The following is a 21947-nucleotide window of genomic DNA, read 5'->3' on the forward strand; positions in this document are numbered from 1 at the left end:
ACGACCGTTGGTCGTCACGCTTTTCCGGTTAACCTCAAGCTTTCCCCCCCGGAGACCACCATGCGCCTGCTGGCCACCGCCCTGCTTGCCTGCCTTCCAATCACCACGCTCGCCGCCGATAGCTACGGCGCCCGGCTGGAAGGCTTCGACTATCCCCATCCGGTAAAGATGTTCGCGCTGCAGTCGCAGCGCCAACCACTGGAAATGGCCTACCTGGATCTTTCGCCGCCGCGTGCGCCGGTCGGCACGGTGGTCCTGCTCCACGGCAAGAATTTCTGTGCTGCTACCTGGCAGGAGAGCATCCAGCCCCTGCTTGATGCCGGCTATCGGGTGATCGCGCCAGACCAGGTGGGCTTCTGCAAATCCAGCAAGCCGCAGGGGTATCAGTATTCGTTCGGCCAGTTGGCCGCCAATACGCATGCCCTGCTGCAGCAGCTCGGCGTGCAGCGCGCGCACATCGTCGGCCATTCCATGGGCGGCATGCTGGCCGCCCGCTATGCGCTGCTGTACCCGGATGCCACGCAGTCGTTGTCGCTGGTCAATCCGATCGGCCTGGAGGACTGGAAGGCGTTGGGCGTGCCGTGGCGCAGCGTGGATGCGTGGTATGCCAACGAGCTGAAGACCAGCTTTGAATCCATCAAGAAATACCAGCTTGATGTGTATTACAACGGCGACTGGAAGCCCTCGTTCGAGCGCTGGGCGCGGATGCAGGCCGGCATGTATGCCGGCACGGTCAAGGACGCTGTGGCATGGAGCCAGGCGCTGACCTCGGACATGGTGTTCAACCAGCCCGTCGTTCACGAGTTGAAGAACATCCGCGTGCCGACCACGCTGTTCATCGGCCAGAAGGATCGCACGGCCATCGGCCGCGACCTGGCCCCTCCTGCGCTGAAGGCAACGCTGGGCGACTACCCCGTGTTGGGCAAGGCAGCCGCTGCGGCGATACCCGGCGCGCAGCTCGTGGAATTCGCCGAACTGGGGCACTCGCCGCAGGTACAGGATCCCGCACGTTTCAATGCCGCATTGCTGCGCGCGCTGAAGGCGCCGTAAAGAACGTGGAGGTGCCGGCAGGGTCGGCACCTCTGCCCACGGCCCGGGGCGTCCTGCAACGGGCGGAGCTGCAGTTCACCGCATCAGCGCCCTGCGTGCCTGCAGATCCGCGGGCTCAACGTCGTTCGGTTGTCTGCGTCCGCGCAATGCGCAGCACGTCATCCAGCAACGCCGCTGCCGTGACCTCCGCACCTGCGCCCGGCCCCTGGATCAGCAGTGGCTGATCGTGATATCGATCGCTGTGGATCGCGACACGGTTGTCCGTTCCTGCACCCGAGGCGAGCGGATGGTCTGCCGCCAGCGACTGCACACCAACGCGTGCGGCCCCGGCTTCGACGCGACCGATGAAGCGCAGCACCTGGCCCGCTTCGCGTGCATGCAGCCAGCGCTGGTGGAGCGGTGCATCCAGCTGCGTCAGCTGCTCCAGCGCCTGCGCATGCGGCAGCATGGCCAGCGCCGCCGGCACCAGCGAATCGACCTGCACCTGTCCATCGGCGAGGCCCAATCCGCTGGCGCGCGCCAGTATCAACAGCTTGCGACGCACGTCCTCTCCAGAGAGATCCAACCGTGGATCCGGCTCGGTGAAGCCGGCAGCGAGCGCTTCCCGCACCGCCACCGAAAACGGCTCGCTACCGTCGTAGCGGTGGAACAACCAGGCCAGCGAGCCGGACAGTACGCCTTCGATTCGGTGGATGCGGTCACCGCCTTCGACCAGCGCGCGCAGGCTGCTCAGCAGCGGCAGGCCCGCTCCGACCGTCGCACTGTCGCCGTAGCGCGCGCCGCTGTCGGCACAGTGCGCCGCAATCTGCGCTGCACGCTGCTGCTGCGCGCCCTGCCCCAGCTTGTTGGCGGTCACCACGTGCACGCCGCGCGCCAGCCAGAGCGCGTGTTCGGCCGCGACGCTTTCACTGGCTGTGGCGTCCACCACCACGTCTCCGGCGCGCAGGCTGTCGGCCTGCTTCCACGGTGCTGCGGCGGCCGTCAGCCGGGGGGCGCGCTTTATCTCATGCAGCGGCCGTTCCGGCGCACCGTCGCAGGCCAGTACCGCGCGCGAGTTGGCCAACCAACGGAACGGCGGCAAGGCGAGCCCGCGTGCCTGCAATGCCTGGTAACGGGCGACGAACGCGGTGCCCACCGTGCCGGTTCCCAGCAACGCAAGCCGCCCCGAGGAGGCGCGCGAGAGGTCGATGACCTGGGCGTTCATGCGTCCACGACCTGTTTCTGCCGGGCCTGTGCATCGACCACGGCCGCCGCCCGGTCCAGCGCGGCGGCAAGGTCGGCAAGCAGGTCGCGTTCGGATTCGATGCCCACCGACAAGCGCAGCAGACCTTCGCTGATACCGGCGGCCTGGCGCGCCTGCACGGTCATCGCAGCATGGGTCATCGTCGCCGGATGCGCGACCAGGCTCTCCACGCCGCCCAGCGATTCGGCCAGGGTGAAGTACTGCAGGCCATCGACGAACGCGCGCACCGCCGCATGCGGATCGTCGCCCTCGCAGTTCGCCAGTTCGAAGGACAGCATGGCGCCGAAACCGGATTGCTGGCGTGCGGCGATGGCATGCCCTGGGTGGTCGGCGAGGCCGGGGTAGTACACCGCGCTCACCGCGCGATGGGCGGCCAGCAGCGGCACGATCGCCGCGGTGTTTTCCTGGTGCACGCGCAGGCGTGCATCCAGCGTGCGCAGGCCGCGCAGGGTCAGGAAGGCATCGAACGGCGAACCGGTCAGGCCCAGTGCGTTGGCCCACCAGGTGAGCTGCTGTACCAGGTCCGGATCGCGCGCCACCACCGCCCCGCCAACCACGTCGCTGTGGCCGTTGATGTACTTGGTGGTGGAGTGCAGGACCAGGTCGGCGCCGAAGGCCAACGGCTGCTGCAGGGCGGGCGAAAGGAAGGTGTTGTCGACCACCACCCGCGCGCCGGCCTTGTGCGCGGCATCGATGACGAAGCGCAGGTCGGTGATGCGCAGCAGCGGGTTGGACGGGGTTTCCACCAGCACCAGCTTCGGCGAGCTGGCCAGCGCGTGGGCCAGCGAGCGCGGATCGGTCAGGTCGGCGGTGACCAGCTTGAACTGGCCCTTGCCGGCCAGCGCGTTGAACAGCCGCCAGCTGCCACCGTAGGCATCGTGCGGCACCACCAGGGTGTCCTCCGGGCCCAGCAGCGCCTGCAGCACCAGGTTGATCGCGCCCATGCCGGTCGCCGTCACCACCGCGCCGGCGCCGCCTTCCAGCTCGGCCAGTGCCTCGCCGAGCAGGTCGCGGGTCGGATTGCCGCTGCGGGTGTAGTCGTACTGGCGCTTGTTGCCGAACCCATCGAAGCTGAAGTTGGAGGACAGCACGATCGGCGGGGTCACCGCGCCGTGGGCGCTGTCGCGGTCGATGCCGGCGCGCACTGCGGCAGTGGTGCGGCTACAGGACGGCGTGCCGTTGATGTCGTGGCTCATGCGGTTTCTCCCGGGATGCGGATGGCGTTGGCGAGGATCGCGTCGATGCGATCGGTTTCTTTCAGGAAGGCGTCGTGGCCGTAGGGCGAGCGCAGCACGCGCAGGCTGCCGCGCGGGCCCAGTCCTTCGACCAGGCTGACCAGGTCGGCCAGCGGCACCAGGCGGTCACCTTCCACGGCCACCACGACGGTGGGCAGCAGCAGCTGCGCCGGTTCGATGCGGTGCAGGTCGATGGATTCGGACAGGCGCAGCCAGGCGGTGACCGGCGTGCGCGCGACGTACTGCGCGGCGGCCGCGTCCAGGTAATCTTCGGCGGCCACGCGTACGCGCCCATTGATCACTTCCGGGGCGGCGTCGAAGCGCTCGCTGAACTCTTCCGGCGTGCGGTAGCTGAGCATCGCGAACTGGCGTGCCAGGGCCAGGCCGTTCTCGTCACTGCACTGCAGCTGGCCCAGTGCAACGGCGCGTCGCTGCAGGGCGCGCCAGGCGGCCGCGTAGGGGTGCGCACGATGCGCGCCGCTGACCACCACCAGCCGCTGCACGCGCCGGCGGTGGCGCAGGCCGAACTGCTGGGCGACCAGCGCGCCATAGGAATAACCGACGAACGCCTGCAGCTGCGCGATGCCGAGGTGATCCAGCAGGATCGCCAGTGCATCGGCCTGGTCGGCGGTATCGATCGGCACGTCCAGCGCGCCATCGGCGCCGATGAAATCAAACGCCAGCACGCGCAGCCGCTGCGGGTCGAGGGTCCGCCCCGGGCCGACCAGGCCTTCGGCCCAGCCTTTCTCGCCGAACTGGGCATTGGCGGCCACGTGGCGGTTGGCGGAAATGCCACCGGCCAACACCACGACGGGCGCGTCGGCGGGGCCTACCCATTCGTAGCGCAGGCGGATCGGACGCGGGCCGGCATGGCGCATGTCCAGCACCGCGGCGAACTCACCGCGTGCGGCATGCACGCGGTCTTCGACCGGCACGCTGACGGGAACAAAGGAGTCGGGGCGGAGGGCGGTGCTGGGGGCGAAGCTCATGGCGGCATCCAATAAGGAAAACGGCCATCGAGCCTTCGCGGGGCTCGCGTCCAAGTCCTGCCCGTTCCGGGCACGGCTCGAACCATCTTCCGGTAGACACGGGGTCCCCGCAGGATTTGGCACCTACGCTGACGCTTGCGCGCCTGCGGGCTGCCCCGGCTTCAAAGGGCCTGTCCCTCTGCCGGTCTCGATGGTGGAGCCACGATGCCAGCGAATATCCGGCCTGTCAATCCTTTCATGCGGATGAAGCGATGGATTCATTCGCAACTTCCGCGGGGGCCTGCGCGGGCTGCTACAGTCCGCCCTCCTGCTGCCACGCTGATCCTCGATGCGCCGCCTGCTGCCGTGCTGCCTGATCCTGCTGCCCCTGTGTGCCCGGCCCGCGATGGCGGCAGATACCATCGACTGGCGCGCCGGCTGGGGTTTGTCAGGCGCCCCGGCAGCGGATTCGTTCGCTTACCAGTTACCGTTTGATGCGCGGCGCTTCAGCGTGGGCCAGGCTCCGCAGGGCCGATTCAGCCACCGCGACGCCGAAAACCGCCATGCAGTCGACTTCACCCTGCCCGAAGGCACGCCGGTACTGGCCGCGCGCGGCGGCCGGGTGACCCGGGTGCAGGCGGGCTTCAGCGGCAATGGACTGGATCCGCAGCATGACCGCGGGCGCGCCAACTATGTGCGCATCATCCATGACGACGGCAGCATGGCCGTCTACGCGCACCTGCAGCACGAGGGCGTGCTGGTGCATGAAGGCCAGCAGGTGCAGGCCGGCCAGCCGATCGCGCTGTCCGGCAACACCGGGTACAGCACTGCCCCGCACCTGCATTTCGCCGTGCAGCGACAGCGCGGCACGCAGCTCGAGTCGATCCCGGTGCGCATCGTCACCCCGCGCGGCCAGCTCCACTTCGAAAAACAGCCCTGATCCCCTCCGTCACCTTTTTTCGGCGATAATCATCGGCTTACTTCATTGATCTGCGCCCCGGGCGGGCGCCCCCTGCCATGTCCGAAGTCGCCACCGAAGCCGCGCGCCGCCGCACGTTCGCCATCATTTCCCATCCTGATGCGGGCAAGACCACGCTGACCGAAAAGCTGCTGCTGTTCGGCGGTGCGATCCAGATGGCTGGCTCGGTCAAGGGCCGCAAGGCTGCACGCCACGCCACGTCCGACTGGATGGCGCTGGAAAAAGAGCGCGGCATCTCGGTGACCTCATCGGTGATGCAGTTCCCCTACGAAGGCAAGATCGTCAACCTGCTCGACACCCCCGGCCATGCCGACTTCGGCGAGGACACCTACCGCGTGCTCACTGCGGTGGACTCGGCGCTGATGGTGATCGACGTGGCCAAGGGCGTGGAAGAGCGCACCATCAAGCTGATGGAGGTCTGCCGGCTGCGCGACACGCCGATCATGACCTTCATCAACAAGCTCGACCGCGAGGGCAAGGAACCGATCGACCTGCTGGATGAGGTGGAAAGCGTGCTGGGCATCCAGTGCGCACCGGTGACTTGGCCGATCGGCATGGGCCAGCGCCTGAAGGGCGTGGTCCACCTGATCACCGGCGAAGTGCATCTTTACGAGCAGGGCCGCAACTTCACCCGCCAGGACTCGACCATCTTCCCGTCCATCGACTCGCCCGGCCTGGCCGAGAAGATCGGCGCGCAGATGCTGGCCGACCTGCGCGATGAACTGGAACTGGTCCAGGGCGCCAGCCACCCGTTCGACCTGGACGCCTACCGCGCGGGCAAGCAGACCCCGGTGTTCTTCGGCTCGGGCGTGAACAATTTCGGCGTGCAGCCGCTGCTGGACTTCTTCGTCGAACACGCCCCGTCGCCGCAGCCGCGTGCCAGCACCGGCCGCGCCGTGCAGCCGAAGGAGAACAAGCTGACCGGCTTCGTGTTCAAGATCCAGGCCAACATGGACCCGCAGCACCGTGACCGCGTGGCGTTCATGCGCGTGTGTTCGGGCCGTTTCGCGGCAGGCATGAAGACCCTGCACGTGCGGACCGGCAAGGACATGAAGCTGGCCAACGCGCTGACCTTCATGGCCAGTGATCGCGAGATCGCTGCCGAAGCGTGGCCGGGCGATGTCATCGGCATCCACAACCACGGCACCATTTCCATCGGTGACACTTTCACCGAAGGCGAGGCGATCACCTTCACCGGGATCCCGAATTTCGCCCCGGAACTGTTCCGCCGCGCACGCCTGCGCGACCCGCTCAAGCTCAAGCAACTGCAGAAGGGCCTGGCGCAGTTGTCCGAAGAGGGGGCGACCCAGTTCTTCCGTCCGCTGATGAGCAACGACCTGATCCTCGGTGCGGTCGGCGTGCTGCAGTTCGACGTGGCCGCGTACCGCCTGAAGGACGAATACGGGGTGGAAGCCACCTTCGAGCCGGTCAGCGTGGTCACTGCGCGCTGGGTTACCTGCAGCAACGAAAAGAAGCTGGAAGAGTTCCGCGAGAAGAACGCGCTGAACCTGGCGGTGGATGCGGCCGGCCAGCTGGTCTACCTGGCGCCGACGCGGGTCAACCTGCAGCTGGCGCAGGAACGCGCGCCGGACGTACGCTTCTCCGCTACCCGTGAAGCGGCGTACACCGCCACGTCCTGAACCACGGCGGTGGCCGGGCGTGCACGCGCCGGCCATCGCGGCGATGATAGGGGAGATGCAGGTCCCCCTCCCTGCGACCCACTCGTCCCACATGACCTCTGTTGAATCGATCCGCGAGGAAATCGCCAGCGCGCTGACCCATGGCCTCGGTGCGGTGTTCGCCCTGGCGGGCAGCGCTGTGTTGATCACCCTGGCCGCCATCAACGGCGATGGCTGGCAACTGTTCAGTTCGATCGTGTTCGGCGTGGCGTTGCTGCTGCTGTACACCGCCTCCACGCTGTACCACGCGATCCAGCACCCGGTGGCCAAGGGGCGACTGAAGGTCTTCGACCATTGCGCGATCTACGTGCTGATCGCGGGCACCTATACGCCGTTCATGCTGATCGGTCTGCGCGGCCCCTGGGGCTGGAGCATGTTCGCCGCGATCTGGACGCTGGCCTTGGCCGGGGTGGTGTTCAAGCTGTTCTATACCGGCCGTTTCAAGGCCCTGTCGACCGGCATCTACATCGCGATGGGCTGGCTGATCGTGGTGGCGATCAAGCCGATGCTGGCGGCGATCGACCTGTGGACGCTGGGCTGGCTGCTGGCCGGCGGGCTGTCCTACACGTTGGGCACTTACTTCTACCACCGCGAATCGATCCGTTATTCGCACGCGATCTGGCATCTGTTCGTGATCGGCGGCAGCGTGTGCCACTTCGTCGCGGTGACCGCGCAGGTGTTGTGATTTTCCGCGCTTGCGCGCGGGCTTGAAGCAACGTCAACGTCAAACGCTGCAGGGCTGGTTGTTGGCGTGGCGAGGTGGCCCTGGTAGCGCCGACCCATGGTCGGCGGAATGTTCCCGCCAACGGCCCGCTGCGCTCGCCGACCACGGGTCGGCGCTACCGCTTTTCTTTTTTTCTTACGCGGGTGGCGGCCCCGGAATCTGTCCGGGGGGCCGGCCGGGTGGGGCTGGGCGGGGGCGTTGAGCGCCATGGATGGCGCGAAACGAGGCCCGCATGGATGCAGTTTTTGCCGTCCCCCGACCAGCCCCACCCGACCGGCCCAACCCCAGCTGCGGCTTCAAACAAGCCACCCGCGAGGGGATCCCACCCTTTCGACGCCCTCCCCTGCACGCCATCCGAATGCCTGCTTCGCACCGCGTGCACGATGAACGGGCAACCATGCCCGCGTGAATGACATCCCGCCCGCTGCCGCTGCACGTACCTCCCGCTGGCGCCCGCGCCGTCCGACCACCAAGCGGGGGCAACGCTGGCTCGCCGTGCTGGTGTTCCTGCTCGCCGCGATCCTGCTGCTTATCGCCTTGTGGGACTGGAACTGGTTCAAGGGGCCGGTGGAACGTGTGGTGCAGGCAAAGACCGGACGTGCTTTGCAGATCGGAAACCTGGATGTGGACCTCGGCCGGGTGACCACGATCCGCGCCGACTCGATCACCTTCGCCAATGCCGAGTGGGCCAAACAGCCGAAGATGGCCAGCGCGGATCGCGTGGAGATCGACGTGCGGGTGTGGCCGCTGCTGCGGGGCAGCGTGCAGCTGCCGGAAATCCGCCTGACCCGCCCGGATGCGCTGCTGCAGACGGCGCCCAAGGCCGATCAGGCCGGCAATTGGGACTTCATGGGCGAAAGCAGCGGGGGCGAACCGCTGCAGTTGCGTCGGCTGCATATCGACGACGGCCGCCTGCAGTTCCTGGATGAGCGCGGCCGTACCAATATCCAGGTCGCAGTGCGCAGTGGCGAGCCGAAACAAGCCCATGCCGCACCGCCGCTGCTGGTCAGCGGCAAGGGCTCTTGGCAGGGCAATGCGTTCACCTTGAATGGCAATACCGAATCCCCACTGGAACTGACCAACAGCGGGCATCCGTTCCGAATCCATCTGGATGGCCGGGCCGGCGCGACCCACGCCGTGGCCAGCGGCACCCTGATCAACCCCTTCCAGTTCCAGACGTTCAAACTGCAGTTCCGGTTGAGTGGACAGGATATGGAAGACCTGTATCCCCTGCTGGGCATCGCCCTGCCCTCCACCCCGCCGTATCGCCTGGACGGCCAGTTGAGTCGGGACCATCAGGTCTGGCAATACCAGAAGTTCAACGGCACGGTCGGCGACAGTGACCTCGGCGGCGATGTGAAGGTGGAAGTCGGTGGCGAGCGACCGCGCCTGACCGCCAATCTGGTGTCCAAGCGGCTGGACTTCGATGATCTCGCTGGTTTTGTCGGCGCACCCCCGAAGACCGGCGGCGAAGAGACCGCCAACGCCGAACAGAAAGCGGAAGCGGCGCGGCTGGCCGCCAAGCCGACCATCCTGCCCGACACGCCTTACAACCTTGGCAAGCTTCGCTCGATGGACGCCGACGTGCGGTTGCGGGCCCAGCGGATCAACGCGCCCAGCCTGCCGCTGGACGACATGGACGCGCACCTTTTCCTCGATGACGGCCTGTTGCGGCTGGAACCGCTGAACTTCGGCGTGGCCGGCGGCGACATCCGCAGCACCGTCCGGATGGACGCGCGCCGCCCGCAGATCGCCACGTCATTGAAGGCCAGCGTGCGCCGCGTGCAGCTTGGCCGGCTGTTCCCGGATGCCAAGCTGGCCGAACAGGCCTCTGGCGGCATCGGCGGGGAAATCGACCTCACCGGCAACGGCAACTCGATCGCCGCCATGCTCGGTAGCAGCGACGGCACCGTGGCCGTCGGCATGGGCAAGGGCCATGTCGGCAACCTGATCATGGAACTGGCCGGGCTGGATGTTGCCGAATCCCTGAAATTCCTGTTCACCGGCGACAAACAGATACCGCTGCGCTGCGCCTTCGCCGACTTCGGGGTAAAGGATGGGCTGATGGACAGCCGGGCGCTGGCGGTGGACACCACCGACACGCTGATCATCGGCGAAGGCACGGTCAACCTGAAGAACGAGCAGATGGACCTGCTGCTGAAGCCGCGTCCGAAGGACATCAGCATCCTGGCGCTGCGCTCGCCGCTGCGGATCAGTGGCACCTTCAAGGATCCCGGATTCCGGCCGGACTTCAAGGCACTCGGGCTGCGTGGCGCGATCGCGCTGGCACTGGGCAGCATCGCCCCGCCGGCCGCCTTGCTGGCGACCTTCGAACCCGGTCCGGGCAAGGACAGCGACTGCGGCGGCAAGTACGCCAAGTGAGGGTAGTGACGGCCGCTGGCCGTCAACCCCACCAGGCCTCACCCGGCCACGATGTACTGCTGCAGCTGTTCCAGCTCCTGCGCCTGTGCATCGATCACTGCCTTGACCAGGTCACCGATGGAGATCACCCCCAATACCTTGCCGTTTTCTACGACCGGTAGATGGCGGATGCGGTGATCGGTGACCATCTGCAGGCAATGCGCCACGTGCGCCGTAGGTGCGACGGTCACCAGCTTGGCGGTCATGATTTCTTCTACCTGCGTATCGCGCGAGGAGCGGTCCCGCAGCACGATCTTCCGGGCGTAATCACGCTCGGAAAGGATGCCGGCCAGCACCGGGCCATCCATCACCAGTACCGCGCCGATGCTTTTTTCCGCCATCAGCCGGATCGCTTCGATCACCGCCGTATCCGGCCTGACCGCATGCACTTCAGGAGACTTGCCGTCCAACAATTGCCGAACCGTGGTCATCTGCCTGCCCTCCAAGGGTGGGTTGCCCCCCGGAGTCTGCCACGCCCGGGGCGATGCAGGCGTCAAGCAGGTACAGCGGGCGCTGCTTTGACTCTTCATAGAGCCGTCCCAGGTACTCGCCGATCAGCCCCAGCGCGATCAACTGCACCCCACCCAGGAACAGGATCACGGCCATCATCGTCGGCCAGCCGGCGACGCGGTCGCCATACAGCGCCGCCTTCAGCACCACGCCCATGGCGAACACGAACGCGCCTGCAGCGGTCAGCAATCCCAGATAGGTTGCCGCCCGCAGCGGCACGGTGGAAAAGCTGGTGATGCCTTCCAGCGCGAAATTCCACAGCCGCCACAGGCTGAACTTGCTTGAGCCCATCAACCGCGCATGGCGCTGGTAGGGCACTGCGATGCGCTTGTAGCCGACCCAGCTGAACAGGCCTTTCATGAAGCGGTGGCGTTCGCGAAGCTCGCCCAGCGCCCGCAGCGCGCGTGATGACAACAGGCGGAAATCGCCGGTGTCGGCGGGGATCGGGGTGGGCGAAAGGCGGCCGATCACCCGATAGAACATGTTGGCCGTGGCCCGCTTGGTCCAGCTTTCCCCGGCGCGGGCCAAGCGCGTGCCGTATACGTTGTCGTAGCCTTCGCGCCAGCGCGCGACGAATTCCGGAATCAACTCCGGCGGGTCCTGGCAGTCGGCATCCAGGATCATGGCCGCACCTTCGCGCACCTGGTCCAGCCCGGCAGTCAACGCGGCTTCCTTGCCGAAGTTGCGCGACAGCCGCAGCGCCGAAACCCGCGCATCCTGGCGCGCCAGCTCGCAGATCACCTGCCAGGTCCGATCGCTGCTTCCATCATCCACGTACAGCATGCGGCCGTCGACGTCGGCCAGGCCGGCGAACACTGCCGACACCCGCTCGTGCAGGTTCGGCAAGGCCTCTTCTTCGTTGTAGGCGGCGACGACGACGGTCAGTGGTTCTGGGCGCATCGCAGGATTGTACTCAGTCATCCCGCAGATACCCGCCGCCGCCCAGTTGGCGCGCCTGGCGCTGGATCCAGTTCGCCCTGCGCTGTACGTAAGGGCCCGGCCGGGCAGCGTCGTAGCGTCGCGGCGCCGGCAGCACCGCCGCCAGCCGCGCGCTCTCGCCAGGGGTCAAAGCCGACGCGTCCTTGTTCCAGAACTGCCGCGATGCCGCCTGCGCGCCGTAGATGCCGTCGCCGAACTCGGCGATGTTGGCGTACATTTCCAGGATCCGGTGCTTCGGCCAGAACGTTTCGATCAGCAGCGTGTACCAGACCTCCAGGCCCTTGCGCAGCCAGCTGCGGCCCTGCCACAGGAACAGGTTCTTGGCCACCTGCTGGCTGATCGTGCTGGCACCGCGCACCCGGCCACCGCGCGCATTGTGGTCACGCGCTTTCTCGATCGCCTGCAGGTCGAAGCCGTTGTGCAGCGGGAAGCGCTGGTCTTCTGCGGCCACCAGTGAAATCGGCAGGCTGGGCGCCATCTGCCCGAGGTCGCGCCACTGGTGGTGCAGGCGGTACTTCCAGTCGCCCTGCCCCAGCGCTTGGCCGTAGCGCCAGACCATCACCGTGGAAAGCGGCGGATCGATGAACCGCAGCACCAGCACCTGCAGCACGCTGAACGCCGCCAGCAGCACCGGCAGCCACAGCAGACGCCGCCAGCGCCAGCGCGGCCTTGCCGCGACAGCCTCTACCTTGTGGTTCTGGTCCCCTGGCCCCATTGATGGCTCACTCTTCTTTCAAACGGTTGTCGGCACATTATCCGGCAAGCCCCCTCCCTTATATACGCGCGGCCCCGAATCCATGACCGACCACACCGACTCCCTGTTCCGCTTCCTGCTCCCCGATGCCGGCGTTCGTGGCGTACACGTGCGCCTGCAGGACACCTGGCAGGAGATCCTCTCGCGCGGCGACTACCCGGCCGTAGCCGCTGGCCTGCTGGGCGAGGCCACGGTGGCCGCAGCGCTGTTCACCGGACACACCAAGGTCGACGGGCGGCTGTCCATCCAGCTGCGCAGCAGCAGCGCACTGCGCACGCTCTTCGCCGAATGTACTGCCGCCGGCACCCTGCGCGGCATTGCGCGGGTGGCCGACGGCGAGGATGCGCCGCGTGAGCTGACCGCGCTGGGCGATGATGCCGTGCTTGCCATCACCATCGAAAACCCCGGCCTGGACCCGCGCGAACCGCAGCGCTACCAGAGCCTGGTCGGACTCACTGCAGCCAGCCTTGATGAGGCGTTCGAGGACTATTTCCGCCAGTCCGAACAGCTGCCCACCCGGTTGCTGCTCGCCGCGGACGGACAGAGCGCCGCAGGCCTGCTGCTGCAGAAGCTGCCGGGCGAAGAGGGCGATGCCGACGGCTGGACCCGCACCAGCGCCCTGTTCGAGACGCTGGGCAAGGCCGAGCTGCTGGCCACGCCGGCCGAGGAGCTGGTACGCCGGCTGTTCCATGAAGAACAGCCGGAGGCGATGGGCGACAAGCCGCTGCGCTTTGCCTGCTCATGCTCGCGCGAGCGGGTGGAGGCGATGCTGCAGTCGCTGGGCGAAGAAGAAGCCCGTGCAGCGGCGGAAGCAACCGGATCGATTGATGTGAAATGCGAATTCTGCGGACGGGAGTATCACTTTCCGTTGACGGAATTCGGGATACTGTTCCACGGTGCCGGAGCTTCCGTGCCGGCCCCTGAGCGGCTGCAGTAACCGTTTCCGCCCCAGCATGCCGACCATCTTCGCGAGTTCGTGTTCTGGGGAGGACAACGACTTGTTAAAGAATCATAAACAGCCTAGTCTCGAGTTCCCGCCTCTGCGGGAACTTGCCCTGCATCTGACTGTCTGATTGGACCCATGCCGAACTTCCTGCGCCTGCCACTTGCCCTGCTGATCGCCCTCGGGACGGTCACGGGCGCACATGCGCAGGCCAAGGACACCCGCACGGTCATCCCGGTCTGGAACAAAGGCAGCGGCAAGGTCGAAGCCCTGCTGTATCTGGAGCCTACCGGCGAACAGATGGCCGGGGCGCGCTGGCATTTCGGGCGCAGCTCGTTGGATGCGGCCTTCGGCCTGTCCTCCGGCGATTCGCTGGGACTGCTGTGCAACAGCAGCCGCGGCACCAGCATCAGCGGGCTTGCCAGTCATTGCATGCTGGCCAGCCTGGGCGATGACGAAGACACGCTGTCACGCCGATTCAGCGCCACCGCCGCGTTCAACCGCGCCGGTGGGCGCGTGGGGCTGACCGCCGGCGCTGGCCGCGACACCCTGCCGGCGTGGCTGGCAGGACCGAACAAGTCGCCCTCGCTGCGTGCTGAACAGAACGATCTCACCGTGTTCGGCCAGAAGAACATCGGGCGCGAAGGCTTCGTATCCATCGGCGGCACCTACGCGAAAGCGCGCCTGGTGCCGTTGGCTGACGCGGCGCCCTCGATCGTGGACCGCTGGGACAGCAAGAGCATCAGCATCGGCGCAGGCTATGGGAACTTCAGCGGCAACATCATCGGACGGGTGGTCGATGTGCCCGGCCAGCCCGGCAAATGGGAAGGCCTGGGGGTCGGCTTGACATGGCGTACGCCGTGGTCTGGGCAGTTGACGGTCGGTGCGGAGAACGTCGTGAGCCGTGGCAAGAACCCGTTCTCACCACGCAATGAGAGCAACGATGACGGCACGGTTCCGTACGTGCGTTACGAGCAGGATCTGTAAGCGCCTGATCCAGTTCAATTATTTTTGAATACGCCCCGAATTCCGGGGCGTTTTCGTTTCCGCGCTGCCTGAACGGGTTTGCCGAATTTCACCAAAATCACGCGAATCATTAACAAAGCTTTAATTTTCGAAAAGACGGAAGTAGTATCGGGATCAGCCCAGCGATTTTTGGAAGCGCCATTCGCTTTCGTCGCGGGCCACACCACGTAGCTACCAAGTCCACTTGGAGAGAGAGCCCAATGAACCGCAACAGCAATAAACTGCGTGACGCCGTCGTCATCGCGCTGATCACCAGCGCTGCAGGCACCGGCGCCGCCGTCGCGCAGGAAACCTCCGGCACCACCAACCTGGACCGCATCTCGGTCACCGGTTCGCGCATCCGTCAGGTCGACGTCGAAACCGCCCAGCCGGTGCTGACGATTTCGCGCCAGGACATCCAGAACCAGGGCTTCAGCTCGGTCGCGGACATCCTGCAGAACATCTCCGCCGCGGGCAGCCCGTCGTTCAGCCGCGCTTCGCCGCTGACCTCCAACCAGGAAGCCGGCGGTCAGTACATCGACCTGCGCAACCTGGGTCCGCAGCGTACGCTGGTGCTGGTCAACGGCAAGCGCCTGGGCATTTCCCCGGACGGCTTCCAGGACGTGTCGACCATCCCGACCGTCGTCGTCGAGCGCATCGACGTGCTGAAGGACGGCGCCTCGTCGATCTACGGTTCGGACGCCATGGCCGGCGTGATCAACATCATCACCCGCAAGAACTTCGACGGTGCTGAAGCCAACTTCTACACCGGCCAGTACAGCGAAGGCGACGGCAAGAAGGAAACCGCCGATTTCATGGTCGGCTTCTCCGGTGATCGTGGTTCGGTCACCGTCGGTGCCGAGTACCACAAGGAAGAGGCCGTCTGGGCACGCGACCGCTTCTTCTCCGATGACACCTACCCGGGCTACCCGCAGTTCTCGACCACGACCGTGGGCCAGTATGGCAACTACAACCGCCTGGCGAACCAGTTCAACCGCAACGCCGCAGGCGCGCTGGTCCTGAACGCCGCAGGTGCACCGGTCCGTCGTACTGCCGCATGGTCGGTCGCCAACCAGGGCAGCGATGCCATCGGTGCCGGTGACTTCCACCCGCAGAGCGCCACCGACGTCAGCAAGTCGTCCGACCAGATGCACCTGCTGACCCCGCTGGAACGTCGTTCGCTGTACGTCAACACCAACTACGACATCACCGACAACGTCCGCTTCACCAGTGACCTGTCCTACACCAAGCGTGAGTCGAACCGCCAGATCGCCGGTTACCCGCTGCAGTCGTCCGCCACCGGTACGCCGATGGCCGGTGCCGTCTACCGCACCAATGCCGACGGCAGCCGCACCTTCGTCAGCAACGGCAGCTATTTCAACCCGAACGGCAATGCCGACCTGTACCAGGCCGACGTCGCCGGAGTGGTCGGTGCCAATGGTCTGCCGCTGGTCAGCCAGACCAACAACGTCGACTTCCGTCGTCGTGGCTGGGAAGTTCCGCGTACCACCGACAGCGACCTGACCACCTGGCGCTTCACCGCCGGCCTGGAAGGTGCGTTCGAAATCGGTGACCGTTACTTCAACTGGGACGTGGGCTACCTGTTCAACGAAAACCAGTCGAACATCACCAACAACGGCAACTTCCACATCCCGTCGCTGCGTAACGCAGTGGGTCCGTCGTTCCAGAACGCCCAAGGCCAGATCGTCTGCGGCACCCCGGGCAACGTGATCGCCGGCTGCACCCCGTGGAACCCGTATGCTGGTTACGGCGCAGGCGGCGAGCAGTACTCGCTGGCCGATCCGAACGTGCAGAACTACCTGTTCCGCGAAGAGCATTCGACCGGCAAGACCACCACCAACAACTACTTCGCCAACCTGTCGGGCACCATCGTCCCGCTGCCGGCTGGCGACCTCGGCTTCGCGGTGGGTTACGAATACCGCAAGGAAGACGGCGCGTTCAACCCGGACGCCATTGCACAGTCGGGCGAATCGACCAACCTAGCATCCGGCCCGACCTCCGGCGCCTATTCGGTTGACGAGTTCTTCCTGGAACTGAACATCCCGATCCTGGCTGACCTGCCGTTCGCCAAGGAACTGACGCTGGACGTGGCTACCCGCTACTCCGACTTCAACACCTTCGGCGATACCACCAACAACAAGTTCGGCCTGAAGTGGCGTCCGATCGACGACCTGCTGCTCCGTGCCACCTATGCCGAGGGCTTCCGCGCCCCGACCATCGGTGACCTGTACGGTGGCACCTCGCAGACCTTCACCACCGGCTTCGCCGACGTCTGCGACAGCATCTATGGTTCTGCTCGTGGCTCGGCCCGCTGCCTGGCTGACGTTCCGGCGAACTACCGCCAGCTGCGCCAAGGTTTCGTCCCGACCGCCAGCGTCGCTGACCAGACCCCGGTTCCGTTCACCGCCGGCTCCAATCCGAACCTGACCCCGGAAATGTCGGAGTCCAAGACCGTCGGCTTCGTCTACAGCCCGAGCTACGTCAGCGGCCTGACCGTCGGTGTTGACTGGTGGAGCATCCGCATCGACGACACCATCGTCACGGACAGCCCGAACCAGATCCTGGAAGACTGCTACATCGGCCTGGTCGAATCGCGCTGCTCGCAGTTCACCCGTGACCCGGCCAACGGCTTCATCGTCGGCGACCTGGTGTACGGCAACCGCAACGCCGGTTACACCGAAACCGAAGGCTTCGACGTCGATATCGGCTACGGCCTGGATACCGATTTCGGCCGGCTGACCGCCAAGTGGGCAACCACCTACGTGGGCAAGTACGAGACCAAGGCAACCAACGACGCCGAGGTCATCCCGAGCCAGGCCAACGGTTACGGCAGCACCTTCCGCGTGCGGTCGAACTTCAACCTGGGCTGGACGCTGAACGACTGGTCGGTCAACTGGGGCCTGCGTTACTACTCCGGCACCAAGGAAGACTGCTACTTCGACGATCGCTGCAGCCTGCCGGACTTCCAGGCTCCGGAAACCCAGGGCACCATCACGCCGATGAACGAAACCGGCAGTGTGACCTTCCACGATCTGCAGGTGTCCTATGCAGCGCCGTGGAACGCCAACATCTCCGTCGGTGCCAACAACGTGTTCAACAAGGTGGGTCCGCTGTTCTTCTCGCAGCAGAACTCCAACTTCGCGTACTACGGCGGCTGGGACATCGGTCGTTTCATCTACCTGAAGTACAACCAGAAGTTCTGATCGATCCACTGATCAACAACGTCTGAAACAACGGCCCCGAAAGGGGCCGTTGCTTTATGCGGGGCAGTGGTTCCTCCAGCACGCAAGCACGAAAAAAGCCGCTTCGCAGCGGCTTCTTCTTCATCCAAGCGGCTGTGATCAGCCCGGGATCAACGTCTCGATCACGTGCTCCACATAGGCCTCGAAGTCCTCGCGCGCCTGCTTGGGCTGCTGCAGCTGCAGCGACAACTGCAGGAAACCGACATAGGCCGCATACGCCAGCCGCGCGCGGTGCCGGGCATCGGTCGAGCTCAGGCCGGCCTGGCGGAACGAGGCGATCAGGTAGTCCATGCGCCGCTGCGATACACGGTCTATCACCGGGCGCACCATCGGATGGTCCAGCGCCTTCAACAGTTCGCTGTAAATGATGTGCGGCTGCACTTCGTGCGCCACCACCTGGAACAACTGGCGCAGGCGCACGCGCGGGTCCGGCACCTCTTCCAGGCTGCCGAAGACCTGTTCCTGCTCGAACAGTTCCCAGCGCTCCAGCGCGGCCTGCAACAGGGCATCGCGCGACGGGAAATGCCAGTAGAAGCTGCCCTTGGTCACGCCAAGGCGGCGCGCCAACGGCTCCACCGCGACGGCGCTGACACCTTGCTCGGCAATCAGGTCGAGGGCGGCCTGGGCCCAGTCTTCGGCGCTGAGGCGGCTGTTGCGGCCGGCGCGCGGTTCGCCGGCGGGAGTTTCGGATTCGCTCATCTGCTGATTTAACCATACGCCGGGGTTCGTTGCAGTATGCCTATGTATATAAAGACGTTAAGCGGGATCCGGCCTCCCGTTGCAGCGCACCATACGTGACAGTATTGACATCGAGCCGAATCGCTCCATACTATTCGGTATGGTCACATCCCCCACTCCCGCTCTGTTGCCCTCCCTGCGCCTGGACGCGGCGCATGGCGCGGTGCTGGCGGCCACGGTCGACAGCGCCGGGCGCCGCGGGCCGATCCTGTTCGCACACGGCTTCGGCCAGACCCGATACGCCTGGAATGCCTCGGCCCGCGCCCTGGCCAGCCATGGCTTCCAGACCCTTGCCTACGACGCGCGCGGCCATGGCGATTCCGACTGGAATCCAGCTCACCTGCCCTACCACGGCGATCAGTTCGCCGATGACCTGATCGTGCTGGCCGGCGAGCAGTCGCGCCCACCGGTGCTGGTTGCCGCCTCGATGGGCGGCCTGTTCGGGCTGCTGGCCGAATCGCGCTGGCCCGGCCTGTTCTCGGCGATGGTGCTGGTGGACATCACCCCGCGCTGGGATACCGCCGGGGTGGAGCGCATCCTCAGCTTCATGACCGCCCACCCGCAGGGCTTCGCGTCACTGGCCGAGGCCGCCGACGTGATCGCGGCCTACCTGCCACATCGTCCGCGCAAGTCCGAAGATTCCCTGCGCGCGCTGCTGCGCGAGGACGGCCATGGCCGCTGGCGATGGCACTGGGATCCGCGGCTGGTGGCCGAACTGGCGCGCGACAGCGAACAGCACCAGGATGCATTGGCCGATGCCGCACGCAAGGTGAAGTGCCCCCTGCTGCTGGTCAGTGGCGGCCGCAGCGAGCTGGTCAACGCCGGCACCATCGCCGATTTCCTCGCACTGGCCCCGCATGCCCGCCACGTACAGCTGCCGCAGGCCACGCACATGCTGGCCGGCGATGACAACGACGCCTTTACCGCTACTGTGTTGAACTACCTGGACGTGTTGCCCCCGGCCCTGGCCGCAACATCGTCCGCCGAACCCGAGCACGTCACCGGAGTACGCTCATGAGCATCGTTCTTCCCTTCCTTGCCCTGTTGCTGGCAAGTGCATTCGCGGCCTATCACCGCATGCGCCTGATCACCTGGACGATCATCAGCGTGGCCGTGTTGGCCGTGTGCTGGTTCGTGCCCTACATCAACCAGACCGCCACCCTCGTCGCGGCCGCCATCGTGGCGGTGATCGCCGTCCCGTTGCTGCTGCCCTTCATCCGCAAGCCGCTGCTGACCGCGCCGATGATGAAGGTGTTCCGCAAGGTGCTGCCGCCGTTGTCGCAGACCGAGCGGATCGCCCTGGAAACCGGTTCGGTCGGTTTCGAAGGCGAGCTGTTCACCGGTGATCCGGACTGGAACATCCTGCTGAACTATCCCAAGCCGCAGCTCACCGCCGAAGAACAGGCCTTCATGGATGGTCCGGTGGAAGAACTGTGCAAGATGGTCAACGACTGGGAAATCACCCACGTCCACGCCGACCTGCCGCCGGAAATGTGGGCCTTCATCAAGAAGAACCGCTTCTTCGGCATGATCATTCCCAAGCAGTACGGCGGCCTGGGCTTCAGCGCGCTGGCCCACCACAAGGTGATCCAGAAGCTGGCCTCGGTGTCTTCGGTGGTCAGCTCCACCGTCGGTGTACCCAACTCGCTGGGCCCGGGTGAGCTGCTCAACCATTACGGCACCCAGGAGCAGAAGGACCAGTACCTGCCGCGCCTGGCCGATGGCCGCGAAGTGCCCTGCTTCGGCCTGACCGGCCCGTTCGCCGGCTCCGATGCCACCTCCATTCCTGATTACGGCATCGTCTGCCACGGCGAGTGGAACGGCGAGCGCGTGCTCGGCGTCAAGCTGACCTTCGACAAGCGCTACATCACGCTGGCCCCGGTGGCCACGCTGATCGGCCTGGCGTTCCGCATGTACGATCCGGACCAGCTGATCGGTGAAACGCGCGACATCGGCATCACTCTGGGCCTGCTGCCGCGCGAGACCGCCGGCGTGGAGGTCGGCCGTCGCCACTTCCCGCTGAACTCGCCGTTCCAGAACGGCCCGATCAAGGGCAAGGACGTGTTCATCCCGCTGACCCAGCTGATCGGCGGTGCCGCGATGGCCGGCAAGGGCTGGAACATGCTCAACGAATGCCTGGCCGTGGGCCGCTCGATCACCCTGCCCTCCACCGGCAGCGGCGGGGCCAAGGCCGGTGCGGTCATCACCGGTGCCTACGCCCGCATCCGCAAGCAGTTCGGCCTGTCGGTCGGTCGCTTCGAAGGCGTGGAAGAGGCGCTGGCCCGCATCGGCGGCAAGGCCTACAAGATCAGCGCGCTGGCCCAGGCCACTGCCGCGGCGGTGGATCGCGGCGATGTGCCGTCGGTGCCCTCGGCCATCGCCAAGTACCACTGCACCAGCATGAGCCGTGAAGTGATCTCGGACATGATGGATGTGATCGGCGGCAAGGGCATCATCCTGGGGCCGCGCAATTTCGCCGGCCGCAGCTGGCAGGCCGCGCCGATCGCGATCACCGTGGAAGGCGCGAACATCATGACGCGCAGCCTGCTGATCTTCGGCCAGGGCGCCATCCTGTGCCATCCGTGGGTGATGAAGGAAATGAAGGCCGCGCAGGATCCGGACCGCAAGGCCGGCCTGCAGGAGTTCGACCGCAGCCTGTTCGGGCACATCCGCTATGGCATCTCCAACGCCGTGCGTTCGTTCTGGTTCGGCCTTACCGGTGCCCGCTTCGGTGCCGCGCCGGGCGATGCCTACACCCGCCGCTACTTCCGCAAGCTGGACCGCTATTCGGCCAACCTCGCACTGATGGCCGACATCTCCATGATGACGCTCGGCGGCAAGCTGAAGTTCAAGGAGTCGCTGTCCGGTCGCCTGGGCGACGTGCTGAGCCATGTCTACATGACCAGCGCGATGCTCAAGCGATACCACGATGAAGGCGCACCGGTGGCCGACCAGCCGCTGTTGGCCTGGGCCTTCCATGACAGCGTGCACAAGATCGAAGAATCGCTGTCGGCGGCGCTGCGCAACTTCCCGATCCGTCCGATCGGCTGGCTGATGTGGCTGCTGATCTTCCCGCTGGGCCGTCGTGCCGAAGCCCCCGGTGACCGCCTGAGCCGTCGCGTCGCCGCGCTGCTGATGGCCCCCAACGAAGCCCGCGACCGCTTGGCCGATGGCGTGTTCATGACCCCGTGCGAGAACAACCCGGGCGGGCGCATCAACAGCTACCTGGCCAAGGCGATCATGGCCGAGCCGGTGGAGCGCAAGTTCCTCAAGGCGCTCAAGAGCAAGGGCATCGAGGCGCTGGACTACAACAAGCAGCTGGACGAAGCCGTGGCCGAAGGCGTGCTGACCCAGGACGAACGCAGCCTGCTGGAAGAGCTGCGTGCGATCACCCTGGAAGCGATCACCGTGGATGATTTCGACACCCACGAACTGCGCTCGGCCGGTTACTACGACCTGCCGCGCAAGGAGACCGGTTCGCAGCAGGCGGCCTGAC

Annotated in this window: 16 protein-coding genes, 1 pseudogene and 1 riboswitch; of the genes and pseudogenes, 10 read left to right on the top strand and 7 right to left on the bottom strand. The window is 66.0% G+C overall.

The genetic code is table 11. The features are described from left to right. Positions 1 to 60: 60 nt before the first annotated feature. Positions 61 to 1050, top strand: coding sequence for an alpha/beta fold hydrolase (locus tag ACI2JH_RS05045; RefSeq protein ID WP_404735592.1), 990 nt, complete (start codon positions 61 to 63; stop codon positions 1048 to 1050). 115 nt (positions 1051 to 1165) lie between these two features. Here ACI2JH_RS05045 and ACI2JH_RS05050 read toward each other — a convergent pair whose 3' ends face one another. Genes ACI2JH_RS05050 through ACI2JH_RS05060 form a run of 3 tightly spaced genes read right to left on the bottom strand, consistent with a single transcriptional unit; the run spans position 1166 to position 4517 of the window. Further along, positions 1166 to 2254 (bottom strand): homoserine dehydrogenase, encoded by a 1089-nt coding sequence (locus ACI2JH_RS05050; RefSeq protein ID WP_404735593.1) that lies wholly within the window; start codon positions 2252 to 2254, stop codon positions 1166 to 1168. After that, the gene (locus ACI2JH_RS05055) at positions 2251 to 3489 is read right to left on the bottom strand and encodes an O-succinylhomoserine (thiol)-lyase (RefSeq protein ID WP_101099878.1); all 1239 of its coding nucleotides are present in this window, start codon (positions 3487 to 3489) and stop codon (positions 2251 to 2253) included. The genes ACI2JH_RS05050 and ACI2JH_RS05055 overlap by 4 nt, the downstream gene beginning before the upstream one ends. Next, positions 3486 to 4517 (bottom strand): homoserine O-succinyltransferase, encoded by a 1032-nt coding sequence (locus tag ACI2JH_RS05060; RefSeq protein WP_191771836.1) that lies wholly within the window; start codon positions 4515 to 4517, stop codon positions 3486 to 3488. The genes ACI2JH_RS05055 and ACI2JH_RS05060 overlap by 4 nt, the downstream gene beginning before the upstream one ends. Positions 4518 to 4596: 79 nt before the next feature. Beyond that, positions 4597 to 4714, bottom strand: a riboswitch (SAM riboswitch). 251 nt (positions 4715 to 4965) lie between these two features. Between ACI2JH_RS05060 and ACI2JH_RS05065 the strand changes: the two are divergent. The 4 genes and pseudogenes from ACI2JH_RS05065 to ACI2JH_RS05080 all read left to right on the top strand — a co-directional run. Further along, positions 4966 to 5436, top strand: a pseudogene (locus ACI2JH_RS05065) (M23 family metallopeptidase); the annotation flags it as partial. A 77-nt stretch (positions 5437 to 5513) separates the two neighbouring features. Then, on the top strand, positions 5514 to 7115 hold the full coding sequence (locus ACI2JH_RS05070) for a peptide chain release factor 3 (protein WP_404735594.1): 1602 nt from the start codon (positions 5514 to 5516) through the stop codon (positions 7113 to 7115). A gap of 91 nt (positions 7116 to 7206) precedes the next feature. After that, positions 7207 to 7839, top strand: a complete 633-nt coding sequence (locus tag ACI2JH_RS05075) for a hemolysin III family protein (RefSeq protein ID WP_101099874.1) — start codon at positions 7207 to 7209, stop codon at positions 7837 to 7839. A gap of 444 nt (positions 7840 to 8283) precedes the next feature. Next, positions 8284 to 10260, top strand: a complete 1977-nt coding sequence (locus ACI2JH_RS05080) for an AsmA family protein (RefSeq protein WP_101116116.1) — start codon at positions 8284 to 8286, stop codon at positions 10258 to 10260. Between the two features lie 38 nt (positions 10261 to 10298). Here the strand turns inward: ACI2JH_RS05080 and ACI2JH_RS05085 are convergent, their stop codons facing one another. The 3 genes from ACI2JH_RS05085 to mtgA are packed head-to-tail and all read right to left on the bottom strand — an operon-like array spanning position 10299 to position 12463. After that, positions 10299 to 10730, bottom strand: a complete 432-nt coding sequence (locus ACI2JH_RS05085; RefSeq protein ID WP_182656827.1) for a CBS domain-containing protein — start codon at positions 10728 to 10730, stop codon at positions 10299 to 10301. After that, positions 10690 to 11709, bottom strand: a complete 1020-nt coding sequence (locus ACI2JH_RS05090; RefSeq protein WP_404735595.1) for a glycosyltransferase family 2 protein — start codon at positions 11707 to 11709, stop codon at positions 10690 to 10692. The genes ACI2JH_RS05085 and ACI2JH_RS05090 overlap by 41 nt, the downstream gene beginning before the upstream one ends. Positions 11710 to 11722: 13 nt before the next feature. Continuing rightward, a complete protein-coding gene (gene mtgA / locus ACI2JH_RS05095; protein ID WP_404735596.1) occupies positions 11723 to 12463 on the bottom strand; it encodes a monofunctional biosynthetic peptidoglycan transglycosylase in 741 nt (246 codons plus the stop codon). Between the two features lie 82 nt (positions 12464 to 12545). On the opposite strand from mtgA, the gene ACI2JH_RS05100 reads away from it, so the two are divergent. The 3 genes from ACI2JH_RS05100 (at position 12546) to ACI2JH_RS05110 (ending at position 17674) form a co-directional block, all read left to right on the top strand. Then, positions 12546 to 13439: an Hsp33 family molecular chaperone HslO gene (locus tag ACI2JH_RS05100; RefSeq protein ID WP_404735597.1), complete on the top strand. Its 894-nt coding sequence runs from the start codon at positions 12546 to 12548 to the stop codon at positions 13437 to 13439. A gap of 144 nt (positions 13440 to 13583) precedes the next feature. After that, the gene (locus ACI2JH_RS05105) at positions 13584 to 14432 is read left to right on the top strand and encodes a hypothetical protein (protein ID WP_042615260.1); all 849 of its coding nucleotides are present in this window, start codon (positions 13584 to 13586) and stop codon (positions 14430 to 14432) included. 239 nt (positions 14433 to 14671) lie between these two features. After that, positions 14672 to 17674, top strand: coding sequence for a TonB-dependent receptor domain-containing protein (locus ACI2JH_RS05110; RefSeq protein WP_404735598.1), 3003 nt, complete (start codon positions 14672 to 14674; stop codon positions 17672 to 17674). A gap of 138 nt (positions 17675 to 17812) precedes the next feature. Here ACI2JH_RS05110 and ACI2JH_RS05115 read toward each other — a convergent pair whose 3' ends face one another. Continuing rightward, the gene (locus tag ACI2JH_RS05115; protein WP_042615262.1) at positions 17813 to 18412 is read right to left on the bottom strand and encodes a TetR/AcrR family transcriptional regulator; all 600 of its coding nucleotides are present in this window, start codon (positions 18410 to 18412) and stop codon (positions 17813 to 17815) included. 139 nt (positions 18413 to 18551) lie between these two features. Between ACI2JH_RS05115 and ACI2JH_RS05120 the strand changes: the two genes are divergently transcribed. Both ACI2JH_RS05120 and ACI2JH_RS05125 read left to right on the top strand, forming a co-directional pair. Then, positions 18552 to 19469 carry an alpha/beta fold hydrolase gene (locus tag ACI2JH_RS05120; RefSeq protein ID WP_404735599.1) on the top strand — a complete coding sequence of 306 codons (918 nt, stop codon included), beginning with the start codon at positions 18552 to 18554 and terminating at the stop codon, positions 19467 to 19469. Beyond that, positions 19466 to 21946, top strand: a complete 2481-nt coding sequence (locus ACI2JH_RS05125) for an acyl-CoA dehydrogenase (protein WP_101116102.1) — start codon at positions 19466 to 19468, stop codon at positions 21944 to 21946. The genes ACI2JH_RS05120 and ACI2JH_RS05125 overlap by 4 nt, the downstream gene beginning before the upstream one ends. Position 21947 lies beyond the last annotated feature (1 nt).

Source organism: Stenotrophomonas sp. NPDC078853, assembly GCF_044901215.1.
GTDB lineage: Bacteria > Pseudomonadota > Gammaproteobacteria > Xanthomonadales > Xanthomonadaceae > Stenotrophomonas > Stenotrophomonas lacuserhaii.

Excerpts from the sequence above, each read along its gene's own strand:
- ACI2JH_RS05110 (WP_404735598.1), top strand. The coding sequence starts at position 14,672 with ATGAACCGCAACAGCAATAAACTGCGTGACGCCGTCGTCATCGCGCTG.
- mtgA (WP_404735596.1), bottom strand. The coding sequence starts at position 12,463 with ATGGGGCCAGGGGACCAGAACCACAAGGTAGAGGCTGTCGCGGCAAGG.
- ACI2JH_RS05105 (WP_042615260.1), top strand. The coding sequence starts at position 13,584 with ATGCCGAACTTCCTGCGCCTGCCACTTGCCCTGCTGATCGCCCTCGGG.
- ACI2JH_RS05050 (WP_404735593.1), bottom strand. The coding sequence starts at position 2,254 with ATGAACGCCCAGGTCATCGACCTCTCGCGCGCCTCCTCGGGGCGGCTT.
- ACI2JH_RS05085 (WP_182656827.1), bottom strand. The coding sequence starts at position 10,730 with ATGACCACGGTTCGGCAATTGTTGGACGGCAAGTCTCCTGAAGTGCAT.
- ACI2JH_RS05115 (WP_042615262.1), bottom strand. The coding sequence starts at position 18,412 with ATGAGCGAATCCGAAACTCCCGCCGGCGAACCGCGCGCCGGCCGCAAC.
- ACI2JH_RS05100 (WP_404735597.1), top strand. The coding sequence starts at position 12,546 with ATGACCGACCACACCGACTCCCTGTTCCGCTTCCTGCTCCCCGATGCC.
- ACI2JH_RS05090 (WP_404735595.1), bottom strand. The coding sequence starts at position 11,709 with ATGCGCCCAGAACCACTGACCGTCGTCGTCGCCGCCTACAACGAAGAA.
- ACI2JH_RS05070 (WP_404735594.1), top strand. The coding sequence starts at position 5,514 with ATGTCCGAAGTCGCCACCGAAGCCGCGCGCCGCCGCACGTTCGCCATC.
- ACI2JH_RS05125 (WP_101116102.1), top strand. The coding sequence starts at position 19,466 with ATGAGCATCGTTCTTCCCTTCCTTGCCCTGTTGCTGGCAAGTGCATTC.
- ACI2JH_RS05045 (WP_404735592.1), top strand. The coding sequence starts at position 61 with ATGCGCCTGCTGGCCACCGCCCTGCTTGCCTGCCTTCCAATCACCACG.
- ACI2JH_RS05120 (WP_404735599.1), top strand. The coding sequence starts at position 18,552 with ATGGTCACATCCCCCACTCCCGCTCTGTTGCCCTCCCTGCGCCTGGAC.
- ACI2JH_RS05060 (WP_191771836.1), bottom strand. The coding sequence starts at position 4,517 with ATGAGCTTCGCCCCCAGCACCGCCCTCCGCCCCGACTCCTTTGTTCCC.
- ACI2JH_RS05075 (WP_101099874.1), top strand. The coding sequence starts at position 7,207 with ATGACCTCTGTTGAATCGATCCGCGAGGAAATCGCCAGCGCGCTGACC.
- ACI2JH_RS05055 (WP_101099878.1), bottom strand. The coding sequence starts at position 3,489 with ATGAGCCACGACATCAACGGCACGCCGTCCTGTAGCCGCACCACTGCC.